The 18,964-nt window shown below is 70.6% G+C and carries 15 protein-coding genes; 2 read left to right on the top strand and 13 right to left on the bottom strand.

Annotated elements, in window-relative coordinates; genetic code table 11:
• Positions 1–1,011 carry an ABC transporter permease gene (locus JOF44_RS03065; RefSeq protein ID WP_209887257.1) on the bottom strand — a complete coding sequence of 337 codons (1,011 nt, stop codon included), beginning with the start codon at positions 1,009–1,011 and terminating at the stop codon, positions 1–3.
• Positions 1,012–1,020: 9 nt separating this feature from the next.
• A complete protein-coding gene (locus JOF44_RS03070; RefSeq protein WP_209887260.1) occupies positions 1,021–2,847 on the bottom strand; it encodes an ABC transporter substrate-binding protein in 1,827 nt (608 codons plus the stop codon).
• A gap of 257 nt (positions 2,848–3,104) precedes the next feature.
• Between JOF44_RS03070 and JOF44_RS03075 the strand changes: the two genes are divergently transcribed.
• The gene (locus tag JOF44_RS03075) at positions 3,105–3,827 is read left to right on the top strand and encodes an MgtC/SapB family protein (protein WP_209887263.1); all 723 of its coding nucleotides are present in this window, start codon (positions 3,105–3,107) and stop codon (positions 3,825–3,827) included.
• 89 nt (positions 3,828–3,916) lie between these two features.
• On the opposite strand, the gene JOF44_RS03080 is transcribed toward JOF44_RS03075, so the two are convergent.
• The 11 genes from JOF44_RS03080 to JOF44_RS03130 all read right to left on the bottom strand — a co-directional run bounded on the left by JOF44_RS03080 (position 3,917) and on the right by JOF44_RS03130 (position 16,857).
• Complete coding sequence (locus JOF44_RS03080; protein WP_209887266.1) at positions 3,917–5,806, bottom strand: FAD/NAD(P)-binding protein; 1,890 nt, start codon at positions 5,804–5,806, stop codon at positions 3,917–3,919.
• Entirely contained in the window at positions 5,803–6,741 is a 939-nt protein-coding gene (locus tag JOF44_RS03085; RefSeq protein ID WP_209887268.1) for an ABC transporter ATP-binding protein, read from the bottom strand. Before JOF44_RS03085 ends, JOF44_RS03080 begins: the two co-directional genes overlap by 4 nt.
• The gene (locus tag JOF44_RS03090) at positions 6,738–7,850 is read right to left on the bottom strand and encodes a FecCD family ABC transporter permease (protein WP_209887271.1); all 1,113 of its coding nucleotides are present in this window, start codon (positions 7,848–7,850) and stop codon (positions 6,738–6,740) included. Before JOF44_RS03090 ends, JOF44_RS03085 begins: the two co-directional genes overlap by 4 nt.
• On the bottom strand, positions 7,847–8,920 hold the full coding sequence (locus JOF44_RS03095) for an ABC transporter substrate-binding protein (RefSeq protein WP_209887274.1): 1,074 nt from the start codon (positions 8,918–8,920) through the stop codon (positions 7,847–7,849). The genes JOF44_RS03090 and JOF44_RS03095 overlap by 4 nt, the downstream gene beginning before the upstream one ends.
• Before the next feature lie 39 nt (positions 8,921–8,959).
• Positions 8,960–10,225, bottom strand: a complete 1,266-nt coding sequence (locus tag JOF44_RS03100; RefSeq protein ID WP_209887277.1) for a peroxidase-related enzyme — start codon at positions 10,223–10,225, stop codon at positions 8,960–8,962.
• Positions 10,226–10,544: 319 nt separating this feature from the next.
• Positions 10,545–11,543, bottom strand: coding sequence for a LacI family DNA-binding transcriptional regulator (locus tag JOF44_RS03105; protein WP_209887280.1), 999 nt, complete (start codon positions 11,541–11,543; stop codon positions 10,545–10,547).
• A 27-nt stretch (positions 11,544–11,570) separates the two neighbouring features.
• A complete protein-coding gene (locus JOF44_RS03110; RefSeq protein WP_209887283.1) occupies positions 11,571–12,755 on the bottom strand; it encodes a Gfo/Idh/MocA family protein in 1,185 nt (394 codons plus the stop codon).
• Entirely contained in the window at positions 12,752–13,609 is an 858-nt protein-coding gene (locus JOF44_RS03115) for a ThuA domain-containing protein (protein WP_245348830.1), read from the bottom strand. The genes JOF44_RS03110 and JOF44_RS03115 overlap by 4 nt, the downstream gene beginning before the upstream one ends.
• An 86-nt stretch (positions 13,610–13,695) precedes the next feature.
• Positions 13,696–14,574 (bottom strand): carbohydrate ABC transporter permease, encoded by an 879-nt coding sequence (locus JOF44_RS03120; RefSeq protein ID WP_209887286.1) that lies wholly within the window; start codon positions 14,572–14,574, stop codon positions 13,696–13,698.
• Positions 14,575–14,579: 5 nt separating this feature from the next.
• Complete coding sequence (locus JOF44_RS03125) at positions 14,580–15,533, bottom strand: carbohydrate ABC transporter permease (protein ID WP_209887289.1); 954 nt, start codon at positions 15,531–15,533, stop codon at positions 14,580–14,582.
• A 13-nt stretch (positions 15,534–15,546) separates the two neighbouring features.
• Positions 15,547–16,857 (bottom strand): sugar ABC transporter substrate-binding protein, encoded by a 1,311-nt coding sequence (locus JOF44_RS03130; RefSeq protein ID WP_209887291.1) that lies wholly within the window; start codon positions 16,855–16,857, stop codon positions 15,547–15,549.
• A 536-nt stretch (positions 16,858–17,393) separates the two neighbouring features.
• On the opposite strand from JOF44_RS03130, the gene JOF44_RS03135 reads away from it, so the two are divergent.
• Positions 17,394–18,947 (top strand): DUF1846 domain-containing protein, encoded by a 1,554-nt coding sequence (locus JOF44_RS03135; RefSeq protein ID WP_209887294.1) that lies wholly within the window; start codon positions 17,394–17,396, stop codon positions 18,945–18,947.
• Positions 18,948–18,964: the final 17 nt, after the last annotated feature.

Genomic DNA, 18,964 nt, shown 5'->3' on the forward strand with positions numbered 1-18,964 from the left:
TCACTTCTCCCCCGACTGTGCGGCGCGGATGCGCGGGTCGACGATGCCGTAGACGATCTCCACGGCGAAGTTCGCCACCAGCACCGCGACGGTGATGATCAGCGTGATGGCCTGGATGACCGGGTAGTCGTTGGCGGCGATCGCGTTGAACAGGAGCGTGCCGACCCCGGGATAGCTGAACACCAGCTCGGTGATCAGCGCCCCGCCCACCAGCGTGCCGATGGCCAGGGCGAGGCCCGTGATCTGCGGGAGCATCGCATTGCGGAAGATGTACTGGGTGATCTTGTTGTCCCGGATGCCCATCGCCCGGGCGTAGTTGACGTAGTCGCCGCCCAGCTCGTAGATGGCCATCGAGCGCATGCCGACGGCCTGGCCGCCGATGAACACGATCACCAGCGACAGGAACGGCAGCCAGTAGTAGCTCAGCGCGTCCCACAGGAAGGAGATGCTGAGCTCCGGCGTGAGCCCCAGGGAATAGGCGCCGCCGACGGGGAAGAACCCGACCGCCACCGCGAACACGTACAGCAGGATGATCGAGAGGCAGTAGTACGGCATGGCCGAGAGGAACAGCGAGGTGGTGAACACCGAGCGGTCCCAGTTCCCGCCCCGGAACGCGGCGATCGCGCCGATGATGTTGCCGAGGATCCAGCCGACCAGGATCGCGGGCAGCTGGATGGCGATCGACCAGGGCAGCGCCTGGCCGACCAGCTCGTTGACGGAGGCGGGGTAATAGGCGAAGGACGTGCCCAGGTCCCCGGTGAACACCTTGCCGAGATAGGTGAAGAACTGCTGCCACAGGGGCTGGTCGAGTCCGAACTCGGCCACGTAGCTCTCGTACACCTTCTGCTGCTGCTCACTGGTGACCGATCCCCCGCGGGAGAGGTTGGAGACGATGACGTCGACGGGATTGCCCGGGACGAGCCGGGGCAGCAGGAAGTTCAGACTCACTGCTGCCACCAGCGCGACCAGGTACCAGATCGACTTCCGGGCGATGTAGCGACCGAGCTTCACCGGCGCTCCTCACTCGCCGATCTTCTTCAGCTCGAAGATCCACGTGTTGCCGGCGCCGCGGAACATCGGCGGGGCGTAGTCGTTGTCCTCGGTGGGCCAGTTCGTCCAGTTCGAGGCGTTGAACTCGAAGAACTCATCGGGGCGGTACATGAGCGGGAAGGCGGGGACCTCCGCGCGGTACAGCTCGTCCAGCGCCGTCAGCGCCTCCTTCTTGGAGTCGTCGTCCGGGGCCGCGGCGGCGACCTCGAGCAGATCGTTGACCTCGCCGTTCTCCCAGCGCCCGTAGTTGCGGTAGGCGGTCTGGCCGAGCTCGACCATGTCGACGTTGCTCATCACGTCGCTGAAGCGCTGCCACGGTGTGGCGGGGTTGGTGCCGGCGACGTACCAGCAGGCCATGGCGAAGTCGCCGTTCTGGATGGCGGTGGTGACCTGGGCCTGCTGGGGGAAGTTCGTCGAGGCGTCGACGCCGATGTCCTGGAAGTTCTTGGACACGATCTTCAGCGCGGCGTTCCAGTCCGTCCATCCCTGCGGGGTGATCATCTTCCAGGGGCCGAGCTTCTGCCCGTCCTTGGCGTAGATGCCGTCGTCGCCCTTGGCGTAGCCCGCCTCCTGCAGCAGCGACTCGGCCTTCTCGGCGTCGTAGGCCCAGCCGTCGGCCTTCGCCTTGTCGCGGTCCAGCCACTGGTCCTCGGCGCCGTCGGGGATGATCAGCGAGGCCAGCACCTGCGAGGAGTAGCCGGACATGGCGGTCTCGGCGATCGAGGCGTAGTCCACCGCATAGGCCAGGGCCTTGCGGACCTTCGGGTCGTCCAGGCCGGGGGTCGTGGCGTTCATGAGGAACATCGGCACCGAGCCGGGCACGTAGTAGGGCTCCTCCTGGAGGTAGGTGCCCACCGGCTTGCCCGACTCCCACATCTTCCAGATCTGCGGGACGAACTGCTGCATCACGTCCAGCGCGCCGGACTGGAACTTGATGTTGCCGTCCTCGTTGGACTTGAAGATCGGGTGGATGATCTTCGACATCTTCGGCAGGCCGCCGTAGAACTCCTCGCCCCAGTAGTCCTCGTTGCGGGCGAGGATGATCTGGGTCTGGTCGGCGAGCTCGAGGGTGAACGGGCCGGTGCCGATCGCCTCGTCGGTCTCCCAGCTGGCCACGTTCTTGCCGGTCTCCTCCACGACCTTCTCGAAGACCGCCTTCGGCACGATGAACTGCTGGGCGAGCTGGGCGAGGACGGCGCCGACGTTCTTGCGCTCGGCGTTGATCGCGATGCTGATCGTCTTCCCGTCGGCGGTCATCTCGTCGACCTCGGTCCAGAAGGAGGCGACGCCCAGGCCGGGGTCGATCTTGCCGAGCTCGAAGGTGTACAGCGCGTCGTCCGCGGTGAACTCCGAGCCGTCGTGCCAGGTGATGCCGTCCTGGAGGGTCAGCGAGATGGACTCGTTGCCGTCGACCTTGTAGGACGCCGCCAGCCCGGGCAGCAGCTCGCCGGAGACGATGTCGAAGCGCAGCAGCGTCTCGTAGACGTACTGGGCCACGTTGGAGGACGCGGGCCAGGCCGGAGCGCCCGCGAAGGTGTTGAAGTTGGTGGGCGGGCTCCACTGGAAGCCGGCGATGAACAGCTGGTCGGCGGCGTCTCCGCTGCGTCCCGTGCCGGCCTCGCCGTTGTTGCCGACGCCGACGAGCTCCTCGCCCTCGTCCCCGCCGCCGCCACCGCCGGTGGCGCCGCCGCAGGCCGCGAGGGCTGCAGCTCCGCCGAGGGCTCCGGTGGTCGCCAGGAAGCGTCGGCGAGTGGTTCCGTCAGAGATGGAGAATCTGTGCGATTGCTGCGCGGTCATGGCTGACCCCTCTCTCGGAGTGCGCTCCCGCGGGAGCGACGGGACGTCATCGACCCGTGGACCTTGATTGAACCTCTGCGAGCGGCAAAACCTCCATTGGTAGGCGTTACGGTCCTATAACGATTGTGATGTACCTCACCGCCAGCGTGATCCTTCCGTGCAGAGCACCTGTGCGCCGGGGAGCCGGTCCCTGGTCCCCGCCCCGCAGTCGGGGCCCGTGCGGGGCTCTGCTAGCTTGCCTGCGGAGGTGGTTCCCCATGGATTCCCCCGTCGGGCTCTTCACCAGCACGTCCATCGTCGAGACCGAGCTGCTGCTGGCCGCGTTCGCGCTGTGCTCGCTGATCGGTCTCGAGCGGCAGTTCCGGCAGAAGGCGGCCGGATTCCGCACGCATGTGCTGGTCGGACTGGGCTCCTGCGCGTTCACCCTGGTCTCGGTCTACGGGTTCTCCGCCGTGATCGGCGACGACGTGCGGCTGGATCCCTCCCGCATCGCCGCCCAGATCGTCTCCGGCATCGGGTTCCTCGGCGCCGGCGTCATCTTCAAGGGGCGCAACGTGGTGCGCGGGCTGACCACGGCGGCGACCATCTGGGTCGCCGCGGCCGTGGGGATGGCCTGCGGGGCGGGAATGCTCTCCCTCGCGATCCTGCTGACGATCCTGCATCTGGTGACCCTGTTCGTGGTCGCTCCGCTGATGCACCGGCTGCCGTCCCCGGATGCGAAGCGACTGCTGCGGATCACCTACGTCGACGGTGCCGGGGTGCTTCGCGACCTGCTGGGGGTGGCGACGACCATGGGGTTCACGAGCTCGATCGAGCACAGTCGGCGCACCGACCACGGCGACCGCCACGTCGTGGTCATGGACGTGAGGTTCCACGGCAAGCCCCCGGTGCGGGAACTGATCCCCCAGTTGATGGAGCTCGAGGGGGTCGATCGCGTCGCCCTGCGCCGCGACGACGACCCCGACGACGACCAGTCCTGATGCACCGGCGCACCGCGGGCCGCGAGAGCTCCTGCCCCTCCGCCGCTCTGCGGGCCGCGGGGCTTCTGATCCACCGGTGCGCCTGATCTTCAGGCGCTGACGGCCGCCCGCACCCGCGCCATGATCTGCTTGGCGGCGACGTCCGCCCCGGCCAGCAGCGGGGACGGCACGCCCGGCGTGGCGCCGATGGCGCTGCCGGGCTGGGTGCTCAGCGCCGGGATGCCGAGCACGATGACGGCGGGGTCGACGGTGCCGTCGGCCGCGATCAGGTTGTGGCCGCGGAGGGCGTCCTCGGCGATCTCGGCGCCGGTGGCTTCCAGGCTCTGGGTCGGGACTTCGTCGACCGTGTGGATCCGGGCGCGCCCGGTGGCCAGCAGCGCACGCAGCAGGGGGTCGTCGGTCTCGGGGATCCTGCCCTTGGACATGCGGGTCTCCAGCAGGACGGTCGCGGTGGCGACACGGCCGGTGATCGGCGAGGCCGCGCGGAAGCGGCCCAGCTGCTCGTCGGCCTCGATCACGGTCTGCGGGCCGAGCAGCTCGATCACGCCGGACTCGATCAGCGCCAGCACCAGGCGCACGCGGTCCGCGGGCGGACCGGAGGCCAGGGCCAGCGAGTCGCCGTCGAACCAGCCGAGCACGTCCCGGGCCAGGGAGCGGCCGTGGAAGGCGCCGAGCCGGATCAGGCGTCCCACCTGCTTGCGCAGGGCGCCCATGGCGCCGTTGACCGCCGCTCGGGGGTGGCGGTCGGGGTCCGACAGCGAGCCGAGCTCGTCCTCGATCAGCCGATCGACCAGCGCGTCCCACGCCGCACCGCTGACGGGCTCGCCGCCGGTGGGGCGGTGCAGCTCGTCCAGGGTCCAGGTCCAGCGGGCCTTGCCGATGGCAGCTTCCAGCACGGCGTCGACCTCGTCCTGGGTCCCTGCGCTCGCCAGGGCGTCCATCCAATCGCCGTCGATCGCCGCGGGGACGAGCTCCGTGAGGGCCTCGAGGTACACGCGGGCGAACTCGCGGGACAGGATCGGCCACACCTCGGCGGCGAAGCACACGTCGGAACGCTCCGCGAGGGTCTGGAACCACTCGGGGGTCGCCCACCGAGCGGTGAAGGGGCGTACGGTGCGGCCGCCGTCGGGCTTGGAGCGGTAGGGCACGCCGCGGCGGGAGCCGACCACCAGGTGCGGTTCGCGGCCGCTGGGGAGATAGCGCAGGCGGCCGGCCGGGTCGCCGGGAACGGGCTCGACCGCTCCGCCCCACTCGGCGGCGAGCTGGCCGATGACGTCGAAGAAGTTCGCGCCCAGGCCGCGCACCAGCACCGTCTGCCCGGCGGGCAGAGCGGTGTAGTCGCGCTCGGCGGGCATGCCGGGTTCGACGTAGCGCAGACCGAAGCGCCCGGCCGCCTCGGCCAGGGCGGTCACCTCCGGATCGCGGCGGGCCTGGACCATGCCCTGGGCCAGCACCACGGTGGGGGCGGCCAGGCGGCGACCGTCGGCCAGCACCACGACGGTGTCCTCGCCCGAGCGCTCGAGGTCGACGACCAGAGCGTGGATCTCGGTGACCTCGACGTACCCGGCGGCGATCGCGGCATCGAGCTGATCGCGGAAATAGGCACCCTGCAGCCGACGGGTGGGGAACGTGGCGCCGACCAGGGTGCGGGCCTCCTCGAGCACCCAGTCCCCCAGCGGGTGACCGCCGGAGTCCGTGACGGACCGCGCCCAGTCCACGAGGTCCGGACCGGGGGCGGCCGGGCCGGACATCGGGGTCGAGGCGTCGGGGTGGATGGTGGTGGCGTCGGCCTGGGTGTTGTTGAGGTACTCGGCAGGCTGGTCGATCAGCCAGGTGGCTCCCGGGCCGACGGCGAGGGAGTCGATCACGGCGAGCCGGGCGGGCTCTCCCCCGTCGGCCGCCACCCGGGCGGCGGTGCGCAGCACGGTGGCGACGCCGCGGGGCCCGCCGCCGACGAGGATCGCGTCCAGAGTGCTCATCGAGAGCTCACGGCAGCCGCCAGGTCGCTGTCGCGGCGGTCCGCGGCGGACGCCTCGGCATCGCGCGCCGTGGACTCTGCGGACTCGGCGGCTCCGGTGTCGTCGGCCCCGGTGTCGTCGGCGTCCGCGGCGAGCTCGTCGAGCCGGGCCCCGGTGCGGGTGAACCCTTGCTCGTCCACGCGCGGGCGCACCTCCACGGTGTCGGTGCCGGTGGCGACCTCGACGTCCACCTCGTAGACGGTGCGCAGGGTCGAGGCCTGCAGCGCGTCGGCGGGGGCGCCATCGGCGGTGACGGAGCCCTCGTGCAGCACGATCACCTGGTCGCAGTAGCGGGCGGCGTGGTTGAGGTCGTGGATGGCGATCAGCGCGCTGATGCCCTCCTCGCGGGTGATCTGGCGGACCAGCTGCAGCGTCTCGATCTGGTAGCGCAGGTCCAGCGCACTGGTGGGCTCGTCCAGCAGCAGCACGCGGGTGTCCTGGGCCAGGGCCCGTGCGATCAGGGCGCGCTGGGCCTGACCGCCGGAGAGCTCGGACATGCTGCGCTCGGCCAGATCGGTCAGACCCATCCGCACGATCGCGTCCTCGACCTTCGAGCGGTCCTCCTCTCGCGGGGTGAGCCCGTAGTGCGGGGTGCGGCCCAGCATCACGGCCTCGCGCACCGTGAGGTCGAAGGGGGCGTCCCCGGCCTGCGGGACGTAGCCGACGACCTTCGCGAGCTCGCGCCGCCCGAGAGAGGCGGTGGCGCGGCCCTCGACCGTGACGTGCCCGGCCTTCGCACGGTGCACCCCGGCGATGGCCTTGACCAGGGTGGACTTCCCGGAGCCGTTGGGGCCCAGCAGCGCGCAGAAGGCCCCGGGGGCGACCTCGAAGGAGATGTCCTCGAGGATTGCCCGCTTGCCGTAGGAGAAGGAGAGGTGATCGACGGTGAGGCTCACTTCAGAGTGTTCCTTCGCGTGAGGATGAGGTAGATGAACACGGGGCCGCCGATGAAGGCGACCACGATGCCGACGGGCACGACCGCCGGGGCGATGACGGTGCGGCCGACGGCGTCGGCCACCAGCAGCAGGAGTCCGCCGGACAATGCCGCGAAGGGCAGCAGGTGGCGGTGGTCGGCACCGATCGCAAGGCGGGCGATGTGGGGGCCGACGAGCCCGACGAAGCCGATGATGCCGCAGAAGCTGACCACGACGGCGGCGAGGGTGACGGCCAGGGCGATCAGGCCGATGCGCAGCGGGCCCACGTTCACGCCGAAGCTGCGGGCGGCGTCGTCGCCGGCGAAGGCGATGGCGTTGAGGTCCTTGGAGAACCACAGGGTCAGCGGCACGGCGACCACGGTGATGATCCCGACGATCAGCACGTCGTCCCAGCCGGCGTCGTTCACGGAGCCGAAGGTCCAGCGGATGATCGCCTGCAGGGTGTTCTCGTTGGCGGTGAACTGCAGCGCCGAGGTGAGGGCCTCGAAGATCTGGGTCATCGCGATGCCGAGCAGCAGCAGGGTGGCCACGGCCATGCGGCGGGCGGTGGCGATGCCGAGCACGAGCGCGGAGACCATCAGCGACATCACCATCGCCCCGATGATCGTCGCCCAGGCCGGCAGCTGGTTGGTGCCGGCCAGGGTGATCACCAGGGCCGCGCCGAAGGCGGCCGCCGGGGAGACGCCGAGGGTGAAGGGGCTGACCAGCGGGTTGCGCAGCAGACCCTGCATGAGCACGCCGGAGACCGACAGCGCCGCGCCGGCGGCGAAGGCCAGCAGCACGCGCGGCAGCCGCAGCTGGGTGATGACCGCGTAGGAGGAGGCGAAGTCGGCGCTGATGGTGCCGCCGAAGACGCTCACCTGGACCGAGCGGACCACATCGGTCACTCCGACCCCGGCGGTGCCGATGGTGACGGCGATGAGCAGAGCGAGCACGGAGACGACGAGCCCCACCGCGAGCGTGAGGGACTTGCGCAGCTCGCGGCGGCGGGCGGTGGCCGCTCCGGTTCTCCCGGGGGCGGGCGCGGGGCCGCCGGCGCTGCGGCGAGGAGTCTCGAGGGTGGTGGTCATGACGTGGGCCCGTGGACGTAGTCGGCCGGGTCGGACAGCTCGGTGTCCTGGAACTCGGTGACCCAGCGGGTGAGGTACTGGTCGGGATCGGCGTCGCCGAGCGCGTCGGGGTGCAGCCAGGAGGCGAGGTACAGCGCACCGATGGACTTGCCCAGCGCGGAGGTGGCCCAGCCGTTGGCGATCGCGATCTGCCCTTCGGCCAGGGCGCTCATCCCGTCCCAGCCGGGGCGGGAGGCGATGTCCTCGCGGATCTCCGCGAAGCGGTCGACGGGCTCGGCCGAGGGCTCGAACTCGTGGAGGACGAACTGCGGGTCGCGCAGCACCACCTCGCTGGGGTCGACCGTGAGCTCCTCCTGGGCGTCCCCGCCGGAGGCGTCGGAGAAGATGTTCGTGCCGCCGGCGGCCTCGATCATGGCGTCGAAGCCGGACCCGGGCAGGGCGGTCAGGTACGGCTCGACGGTCTCGAAGTAGACCGGGACGGGCTCGACCTCGGCCAGTCGCTCCTGAAGGATCCCCGTGATCTCGTTCTTGAACTCGAGGACGGTGGTGGCCGCCTCGGTGGCGCCGAAGACCTTGCCCAGCAGGGTGATGGTCTCGTCGACCACGTCGGTGTCCCAGGCGGTGGCGACGATCATCGGGATGCCGAAGGGCTCGAGCTGCTCGGCGGCCTCCTGCCAGATGGCATTGCGCGGCATGATCACCACATCGGGCTCGAGCTGGGCGATGGCCTCGTAGTTCAGCTGGTCCAGGCCCTCGGCGATGACCTGGCCGTCCTCGAGCGGCAGATAGGGCAGACGGTCCAGCGAGGCCCGGTCCACGCCGACGACGGCATCCCCGGCCCCGATGGCGCGGACGAACTCGTTGGTGTAGCTGTTCAGCACCACGGCGCTGCGTGCCGGGCCGGGCAGCTCGACCTCCCGGTCCTGGTCATCGGTCACCGTGACGGCGGTGGAGGTGGCGGCCCCGGCCTCACCCTCGACGGTGACCTCGCCGCAGGCGGCGAGGCCCAGGAGAGGAAGGGTGGCGACGGCGGCACCGAGCAGGGTGCGGCGGCGAAGTGCAGGGGTCATGGCTCCTCGACGGGGGTGCGGGATGGGGAGACGGTCAGGTCAGGCGGCGACGCGCTCGGCGCCGGATCGGCCGGCGTCGGACCGGCCGGCGTCGGGCAGGCCGTCGTCGGGCAGGGAGGGCTCCCCGAGGCTCAGCATGAGGCGGTTGGCCCAGGAGAAGAAGGCCGCGGCGGTCAGCAGGTCGGCGATCTCGGTGGTGCTCAGCCCCTGGCGACGCAGCGGCTCGAGCTCGGCGGCTGTCAGCTGCGGGCGGGGGCGGGACAGCGCGGCGGACACGGCGATGACGGCGGACCACCGGTCGTCCTGGCCGGCTTCGAGCGGCGCGAGGTCCGCGGCGATCCAGTCCTCGTCGCGCTCGAGGGCGGTCGCCAGCAGGGTGTCGACGGCGTCCTCGCGCCGGGAGAGGCCCGCGGCCTTGCGCGCATGCACGGACGCGCAGTAGATGCAGTCGTTGACCTTGCTGGCCACGGCGGCGGCGAGCTCGCGCTCTGCCTTGGGGGCACCGTCGCGGGGCAGGAAGATCGCGTTGTCCAGTCCGCTGCGGGCGGCGGTGATGGCCGGGGTCAGCGAGAGCATCCGGAAGTAGACGCTGTTCGTGCTCGCCTTGGAGGCGAAGGAGGCACGCTGGAGCTCGCTGAGCTCGTCCTCCTCGGGGACGGCCACCCACGGCTCCCACTGCAGGATCTCGCGGGTGAAGGCCGAGGGGCGGGTGCGACCGGTGGCGGTGGGGCCGCCGTGCTCGGCGACGCGGCCCCGGGTCAGGGGGTGGCGGATCGGGGCCTCGACGGTGGGCACCTCGACCCCGCGAAGGGCGGCCAGGCCCGCGAGAAGGCGCTGGAGGTAGCTCTCGAAGGAGACGAGCTGGCTGACCAGGACGGCCAGCGGCGCGTCGACGCCCGCGCCCACCAGGCGGGTCTGGTCCGGGCGGCCGACGAGGGCCGGGGAGACCGACAGCAGGTCCACGTGCTCCCGCAGGGCGTTCAGCGCGGCGGCGTCCAGGCCGTGGAGATCGGCGGCGATCGGATCGGCGGCGGTGAGTCGGGCATCGGCACCCTGGGCCGCATGCCAGGCGGACAGCGGCCCGCTGCCCTGCCAGTCCGCGGTGACCGCCGCGAGGGCGTGCAGCACCGGCACGGGCAGCAGCTGCTCGGTGCGGTAGAGGGCGTCGTAGGCCTCGCGGGTGCGGGCGAGGACCTCGGGTCGCAGCGCCGTCAGCGCTTCCTGGACTTCTGGAGTCTCCGGGTCGTCGATGAGGATCGCCGCCAGGAGCTGGTCGGCGTCGAGGGGCGTGGGCGCAACAGACATGACCTGATCTTATGCATCTCCCAAGCATGTCTATGCTGTCAGATCGTGTGTGAGGGCTCACCCGGCGGGGTTGCGTCGGGTTGTCGTCGCGCGGTGATCAGCGTGCTGACCGAGCTGGTGATGCCGTGAACTGCAGAAAGTGCCCGAGGCGCACGGAGTCGCTCGCGATGACCCGATGGTCACTACCATCGCCGACAGCTGAAAGCAGGACTGATGGCGGTTCATCGTGCGTCACAGAAGGGCTCGCCCGGGCGTCTTGAGGCCACCTGCGAGAACAGAGCCCGCCCCCGAGGACCCGTCCGCGTCCCGACGACGCGTCTCAGCCTTCGACCCAGCGCGGCTCGACCAGGGTGATGCGGGGTCCGGCACCCTCGATCTGCAGCAGGCGCACCAGCTCCGCGACGGCGATCTCGCTGACCTCGATCCGTCGCGGGTCGATCTGCGGCACGGCGGCCAGCAGCGGGCTGACGTCGACCAGGTCCTCGCCGCTGAGGGCGATCAGCAGCCGGGTCTCGTCCACCAGCGCCCCGGTGGCGGCCATCGCGAACAGCGCCTGACGCACCCCGGTGATCCCGAACAGGGCGGTGCGCTGGTTGGGCAGGGTGAGGCGCAGAGCCCGCTCGGGCACCCCGGAGAGCGCCTCGTGGTCGAGCACGACCTCCAGCTCGCACTCCCCCGCGCTGTCCTCGACGCCGGCCAGGAAGCGGGAGACGTCGTTGCGACGGCGCTTGCGGTCCGGGGAGCCGAACAGCAGCAGGCGGTCGCATCCCTCCTCGACGGCGCGGGCGACCACCATGCGGCCGAGCATCTCGAAGTCGAGGTCGACGACGGATCCCTGGGGGAACTCCTCCGGTTTGCCGATGGTCACGAAGGGCAGCCCGGACTCGATGACGGGGGCGACGCGCTCGTCCTGCCGGTCCAGCTCCATGAGGATCAGCGCCTCGCACACGCCGGTCCGCACGACCCGTCGAATGCCGCGTGCCCCTTCCTGGGCGGTGACCAGCAGGATGTCGTAGCCGTGGCGCTGGGCCTCGCGGGCGATGGCGCCGATGAAGACCATCAGCACGCCGTCGTCGGAGTCGGCCTCGGGGACCATCAGCCCGATCACGCCGCTGCGCTGCGAGCGCAGGGTGCGGGCGCCGGAGTTGGGGTGGTAGCCGAGCTTGTCGATGGCGTCCTCGACCCGGGCACGGGTGGCCTCGGAGATGGGGCGGGAGCCGGTCAGCACGTAGCTGACGGTGGACTGCGAGACGCCGGCCAGGCGTGCGACGTCCAGGCTCGTCGGCGGCTTCTTCCGCTCGGCCCTGCTGACGGCCATGGCTCCCTCCCCGTCCCCGGTGCTGCTCTACGTGGTGGTCAGCCCCGAGACGCCAGTCTTCCATGTCGACAGTGCCCGGCTGCGTCCGTCCACGAGATCGAGATCGCGTGCCGCGGCGAGCGCCTCGTCGAGCACCTCGGCCAGCAGCACCCGGCGGCCGGTCTCGGCCGAGCGGACCGCGGCCTCGACGATCGCCTGGGTCCAGACGTTGCCATGGACCTCCGAGTCCGGGACGGGGCCGCCGCGCAGGGAGGCGCAGAACTCGGCCAGCGAGGCGTCCAGCTCCCAGCGGGCCTCGGGGGCGGGGTCACGGCCGGGGGCCTGCTCGCCGTCCTCGGGCCGGGCCGTCGGCGGCTCCTCCCCGTCCCAATGGACGGTGCCGCGCGCGCAGCTGACCCGCCAGTCGCCGTTCCAGCTGGTCTCGGCCCCGGGAGCGGCCCAGGATCCGGAGTAGGTGTGGACGGCGCCGCTGTCGTACGTGATCGTCACGGTGGCGGCCGCGTCCCCGGCGTACCAGCTCCAGGCGGGGTTGTAGGAGGTGGCGGTGACGGCGACGGGGTCGCCGTCGATCAGGATGCGCCCGGCGTCGAAGGCGTGGATCGCCATGTCCACGATCAACGGGTGCTCCATCTCGTCGCGGAAGCCGCCGAAGCGGGGCGCCTTGTAGAAGCGGGTGTCGACGATGCCGGCGCCGCCGAGCTCGTCGGCCAGGCGTCGCGTCTCGTGGAGGTGGGCGTTGTTCCGTCGCGACTGGGAGACCATGAACAGCCTCCCGGTGCTCTCGGCGTGCCCGGCCAGGGACACGGCTTCGGCAAGGGTCGCCGCGCAGGGCTTCTCCCCCAGCACCGGGTAGCCGGCGTGCAGGGCGTCGGCCGTGACGGCGTGGTGGGCGGCGGGGATCGTCACGTCGATGACGGCTTCGGCCGAGGCCTGTCGCGCGACGGTGACCGCGTCGGTGCCGGTGCGGACGACCGCCCGACGGTCCTCGGGGACGAGGTCGGCGACCGCGCGCTCGGCGGCCCCGTCGATCACGTCGATCACCCCCACCAGCACCGCGGCGTCGCTGCTGAGCACGGTGCGGATCCACGTCTTCCCCATGCCGCCGGCACCGACGACGACGACCGGGACGGGGCCGGCGGGGTGCGCGGCGACGACGGACTGCGCGCTGGCGACGGACTGCGGAGCGCTGACGGGGCGCTGCGTCCGGCTCATGCGCCCTTCCCCGCTGCGGCCGCGTCGCCCACGCCCTGTCCGGTCGCGCCGGTGACGAACCAGTCCGTCTCGTAGCGGTCCAGGAAGGGCACCGCGCGGTCGGCGACCGCGGGGCGGGCCCAGCTGACGCCGTTGGCGATGACGCGGCGCACATCGCGGTGCTGGTAGACGGGATAGTCCTGGTCCCCGGGGCTGAAGTAGAAGATCTTGCCCTTGCCGCGGCGGAAGGTGCATCCGGAGCGGAACACCTCTCCCCCGCTGAAGGAGGAGACGAACACCAGCTCGTCGGGCACGGGGATGTCGAAGTGCTCCCCGTACATCTCCTGCTCGTCGATGATGATCGGGTGTGGGATCCCCTCGGCGATGGGGTGGGAGGGGTTCACGGTCCACACCAGCTCGCGGTCGGCCTCGTTGCGCCAGCGCAGGGTGCAGGTGGTGCCCATCAGCCGGGTGAAGGGCTTGGACCAGTGCCCGGAGTGCAGCACCACCAGGCCCATCCCGGCCAGCACGTGCTGCTGGACGCGCTCGGCGACCTCGTCGGAGACCTCGTCGTGGGCCATGTGGCCCCACCAGGTGAGCACGTCGGTCTCGGCCAGGACCTCCTCGCTCAGCCCGTGCTCGGGGTCATCGAGCAGGGCGATGCGGGTGGTGACCTCCGTCCCGAGATTGTCTGTGATCGCCGCCCGGATGGCGGCGTGCATCCCGTCGGGGTAGTTCTCGCGCACGCGCTGGTCGCGCTGCTCGTGGCGGTTCTCCCCCCAGACGGTCACGCGCAGCGGCGCGGCGGTGGAGCCGGACGCGCCGGGGGTGGTGGGGGTGGTGGGGGTGGTGGGCGTCGTAGGCGTCGTCGTCATGGAGATGGTCCTTTCGCGGGGGTGCTGGGCGAGCGGGGTCTGCCCGTCGACGGTCATGCGGCCGTCGCTCGGGTGGTCGGACGGGGTCATTTCACGGCCCCGCCGGTGGCGCCGGCGGCGACGTACTTCTGGGCGATGATCATGAGGATCACGGCGGGAAGGGAGGAGAGCACGGCCGTGGACATCACGGCGCTCCAGTCGGTGTCGTTGGTGCCGATGTAGGTGTACAGCCCCAGCGTCACCGGGCGGATGGTCTCCCCGGTGGTCAGCGTCAGCGCCATGAGGAAGTCGCTCCAGGCGAACAGGAACGAGAAGATCCCTGCGGTGATCAGGGAGTTCTTCGAGACCGGCAGGACGATCGACCAGAAGGCGCGCACATGCCCGCAGCCGTCGACCCGGGCGGCCTCGACGATGGAGGTCTCGAAGGTCTCGAGATAGGCGCGCATGATGAGGATTGCGAAGGGGATGCCCTGGGAGGCGTCGGCGAGGATCAGCCCGGGGATCGAGTTGATCAGCCCCAGAGGCGTGTACACGGTGTACAGCGCGTTGGCGATGACGATGCCGGGGATCATCTGGCTGATCAGCACGACAAAGAGGAGCACAGCAGTCCCCCGTATCCTGAACTGGGCCAGCGCGTAGGCGCAGGGGGCGGCGATCGCCACGGACAGCACGCAGGCGCCGATCGCGACGATCAGCGAGGTGATGAGGTTCTGGCCCTGGTCGGCGATGGCGCGGGAGTAGCCGGAGAAGTCCGGATTCAGCGGCAGCCATTGGGTGTTCAGGCTGTTGCCCGCCGGGGCCAGGGAGGCGTTGACCATCCAGTAGACGGGGAACAGCATGATCGCGACCAGGACGATGCCGATCACGGTGTGGATCCACGCGCGGCCGGGACGCGGTCGACGCGGGGTCGGGGCCGGGGCCGGGGCGATCGGGCCGCCGGTGGTGGCGGTGGTGGCGGTGCTCATCGCGGTCATCCGTTCTTCGCGGCGCGGGCGTTGGCGCGCAGGTAGACGAGGCTGAAGGCCAGGGCGATCAGGATCAGGATGTTGCTCAGCGCGGCGCCCTGGCCGAAGTCGAACTCGATGAAGCTCATCTCGTAGCTGCGGGTGGCGAGGGTCTGGGTGGCGTTGGCGGGACCACCGCCGGTGAGCCCGATGATGAGGTCGAGGACCTTGATCGTGTAGATCACCCCGAGCAGCAGCACCACGGAGACCACCGGGCGCAGCATCGGCAGCGTGATGTGCCAGAAGGACTTCCAGCCGGTGGCGCCGTCGAGCTGGCCGGCCTCGTAGAGCTCGTCGGGGATGGATTGCAGCCCGCTGTACAGCAGCACCACGTTGAAGGGGATGCCCAGCCAGATGTTCACGATGATCACGGCGACCAGCGCGGTCGAGGAGCTGACCAGCCAGGGGATCGGATCGGAGATCAGTCCGACGCCCTCCAGGAAGCGGTTCAACGCGCCGTTGTCCTGCTCGAGGATCCAGCGCCACACGGCGGCCGAGACGATCATCGGCAGCAGCCAGGGCAGCAGCAGGAGCGAGCGCAGGAACCCCGACAGCGGGAACTTCTTGCGGAAGTAGAGGGCCAGGGCCATGCCGATCACGAACTGGCCGATGATCGAGCCGATCGTGAACAACCCGGTGTTGCCCAGAGCCCGCAGGAAGATCGGATCGGAGAAGGTTGCGGTGTAGTTGGCCAGGCCCACGAAGGGCGCCTTGCCGTTGAAGAAGGTCGCGAAGTCGTAGTCCTGGAAGCTCATCACGACGTTCTTCAGGATCGGGTAGCCGAAGAAGGCGATCATGTAGAGCGCGGCCGGGGCGATGAAGGCGTAGCGGACCAGGAGGTCGCCGCGGCGGGCCCGGCGGCGGGCGGCCGAGCCGGGGCCGGCGGCCCGGGCGACGGGCTGGGTGGCGGTGGTGGTCATGTCGGCTCCTTCGTCAGCTCGCGGTCCGGGACGCGTCGACGGTCCGAGCGGCTTCGTCGAACGCCTCGGCCGGGTCGGTGTCGTCGACGAGGACCCGCTGGTTGGCGGTGTAGATGGCCTTGGCGGTGCGCGGCCAGTCGGGGCCGAGCTGGGCGGTGCGGGAGCGGGCGGTGGAGACCTGGTCGACGAAGGTGGACAGCTCCGGATGCTCGCCGGCGAACTGCTCGGCGGCCGCGGCGTCGCCGGGGATGGTGGAGCGCTCGCCCGCCATGTACAGCTGGTTCTCGGGGGCGACGAACGCCTTCAGCAGGGCGGCGGCCTTCTTCTGCTTCTCCTCGTCCCCGGTGATCGGGACGGTCCACACCTCGCCCCCGAGCGGCGCGACCGGGTCGGTGCCGGCCTCGGGCACGGGGATGGTGACCACGTCCCAGTCCAGGTCGGGGGTGTCCGCCTCGAGTCCGGCGATGTTCCAGGGGCCGTTGACGACCATGGCGACGTTGCCGGCCTTGAACTGGTCGATCACGTCGCCCTGGCCCCAGTTGACGACGGAGCGGGAGACGAGCCCCTCGCGCACGAGGTCGGACCAGAACCGGCTGGCGCCGATGACGCCGTCGCCGTCGAGGTCGGTCTCATCGCCCCCGTTGGTCCACATGAAGGGCAGGAACTGCCAGGTGCCCTCGTAGCTGGCGATGGCGGAGAAGGCCAGGCCGTACCGCGTCGGGGTGGTCAGAGCTGCGGCGGCGTCGTGCAGCTCGTCCCAGGTGGTCGGGGGTGCGACGCCGGCCTCCTCGAGGGCGGCGGCATCGTAGAACAGGGCGATGGTGTTCACGGTGGGGGCGATGCCGTACAGCGTCCCGTCGTACATGCCGAGGTCGGCGACCGGATCGGTGAACCCCTCGGTGGTGATCCCGTACTGCCCAAGCGGGGCCAGGGCGCCCGAGGCCGCGACCTGCTGGACGTTGGGGTTGTCGAGCATCAGCAGGTCCGGCAGCGTGCGCGAGGACCCCATCTGCAGCACCTTCGCGATCAGCTGGTCGCCGGGGACCTTCTCGCGGGAGAAGGTGAGCCCCAGCTCCTCGGCGCACTGGGAGAAGGTGCCGTTGATCGCGACGTCGTCCGCCGGGGTGTTGTAGTAGTCGACGATCCGGATGTCGTTCGGGCCGCCGTTGCCGACATCCGGGCCGCATCCGGCCAGGCTCAGCAGCCCGGGGACGGCGAGGGCGCCGAGGCCGAGGGCCCGGCGGCTGACGGAGCGATGATTCGTGGGGCGCGGAAGCCCGGAGCGGTCACTCTCGGGCGGGGACGGCCTCGGGGTGGGGGCCATGGTTATCCTGCTACCTCTGTCTCATGTCTCGATCTCCCAGTGTCGATTCGTATCGATCGAGAGATGTCTCGGCGGGGTGGCGATCAGCGGGGTGGGGCCGAGACGATCCGCGATGCCGACTCTGGCGCGGACCGCTCACGGCGGTGTCGGCCATCATCGCGCAGGTTCTGCACGCACGCAAGCCTGTGGCGACGGTTCTCGAGACCCATCGGTGGCCCGACGTGCGATCACCGAGACGTCACCACTGGCCAGCGGATTGCGCGCCAGCGGTTCTCATCATCGATACGAATCAACACTGCTGACCCGGAACGCATCACGAGCGATGCGCCGGGGTGCGCCGACGCGGAGCACCTGGCGGTGGAACGGGCGAGCGCGCCCGCTCAGTGGAACGGACACGCGTGTGCTCATACGAGGAGTCTCCCTGGGGCGTGGCCCCATGCGTCCCACCATCCACCGACCGTGCAGTAGCTCGCACCGGACCGCGTCGGCCGTGGCTGGAGGGTCCCCTGCCGACGCCCCGGTGCTAGCGTGCCGGGGTGACCGCCTCGGATTCCCGCTCCCCCGTCTCGTCCGCCCCCGACGTCCCGGAGGCCCGCGGCAGCGCACCGGACGGCTTCGACCGCGAGCAGTACATCGAGCTGCAGTCGCGCCACATCCATGAGCGCCGTCGGCAGATCGGCGGGAAGCTCTATCTGGAGATGGGTGGGAAGCTCTTCGACGACCACCATGCCTCCCGCGTGCTGCCGGGCTTCACGCCGGACAACAAGATCGCGATGCTCGAGCGGCTCAAGGACGAGCTGGAGATCATGGTGTGCCTGAACGCCAAGGACCTCGAACGGCAGAAGGTGCGCGCCGATCTGGGCATCACCTACGAGGACGACGTGCTGCGGCTGATCGACGTGTTCCGCGAGCACGGCTTCCTGGTCGAGAACGTGGTCATCACCCAGCTCGAGGATTCCAACCATGTGGCGCTGGCCTTCAAGGAGCGGCTGGAACGACTGGGGATGTCCGTCGCCCGCCACGGCGTGATCCCCGGCTACCCCCAGGACACGGCCCGGATCGTCTCCGAGCAGGGCTTCGGGGCCAACGAGCACTCCGAGACCTCGCGGGACCTGATCGTGGTCACCGCCCCGGGGCCGGGCTCGGGCAAGCTCGCCACCTGCCTCTCGCAGATCTACCACGACCATGCGCGCGGGACCCGTTCGGGGTACGCCAAGTTCGAGACCTTCCCGATCTGGAACCTGCCGCTGGAGCACCCGGTGAACCTCGCCTACGAGTCGGCGACGGCGGACCTGGACGACATCAACCTCATCGACCCCTTCCATCTCGCGGCCTACGGCGAGCAGGTCACCAGCTACAACCGGGACGTCGAGGTGTTCCCGCTGCTGCGCACCCTGCTGGAGCGGCTGACGGGCACCTCGCCCTACTCCTCCCCCACCGACATGGGCGTGAACATGGCCGGGAACTGCATCGTCGACGACGAGGTGTGCCGTGAAGCGGCCCGCCAGGAGATCATCCGGCGCTTCTACAAGGCCGCGGTCGACGAGCGGATCGGCGACCACGACGACGTCGTCTCCCAGCGGGTCGCGATGGTGATGTCCAAGGCCGGCTGCACGGTCGAGGACCGTGCCGTCGTCGGCCCCGCGCTCGAGGTCGAGGAGCGCACCGGGGAGCCCGGCTCGGCGATCCAGCTGGCCGACGGCACGATCATCACCGGCAAGACCTCCCCGCTGCTGGGCTGCTCGGCGGCGATGCTGCTGAATGCCCTGAAGCACCTGGCCGGCATCGACGATGACGTCCACCTGCTCTCCCCCGCCGCGATCGAGCCGATCCAGACCCTGAAGACCGAGCGGCTGGGCTCGCGCAACCCGCGCCTGCACACCGACGAGGTGCTCATCGCCCTGTCGGTCTCGGCCGCCTCGGCCGATCACGCCCGGCGCGCCCTGGACGAGCTGCGCAACCTCGCCGGCCGCGACGTCCACACCACCACGATCCTGGGCACGGTCGACGAGGGGATCTTCCGCAACCTGGGGATCTCGGTGACCTCGGAGCCGCGCTTCCAGCGCCGCTCGCTGTACCACAAGCGCTGAGGTCGACGACGGGCCGA

Source organism: Brachybacterium fresconis, from assembly GCF_017876515.1.
Classification (GTDB): Bacteria; Actinomycetota; Actinomycetes; order Actinomycetales; family Dermabacteraceae; genus Brachybacterium; species Brachybacterium fresconis.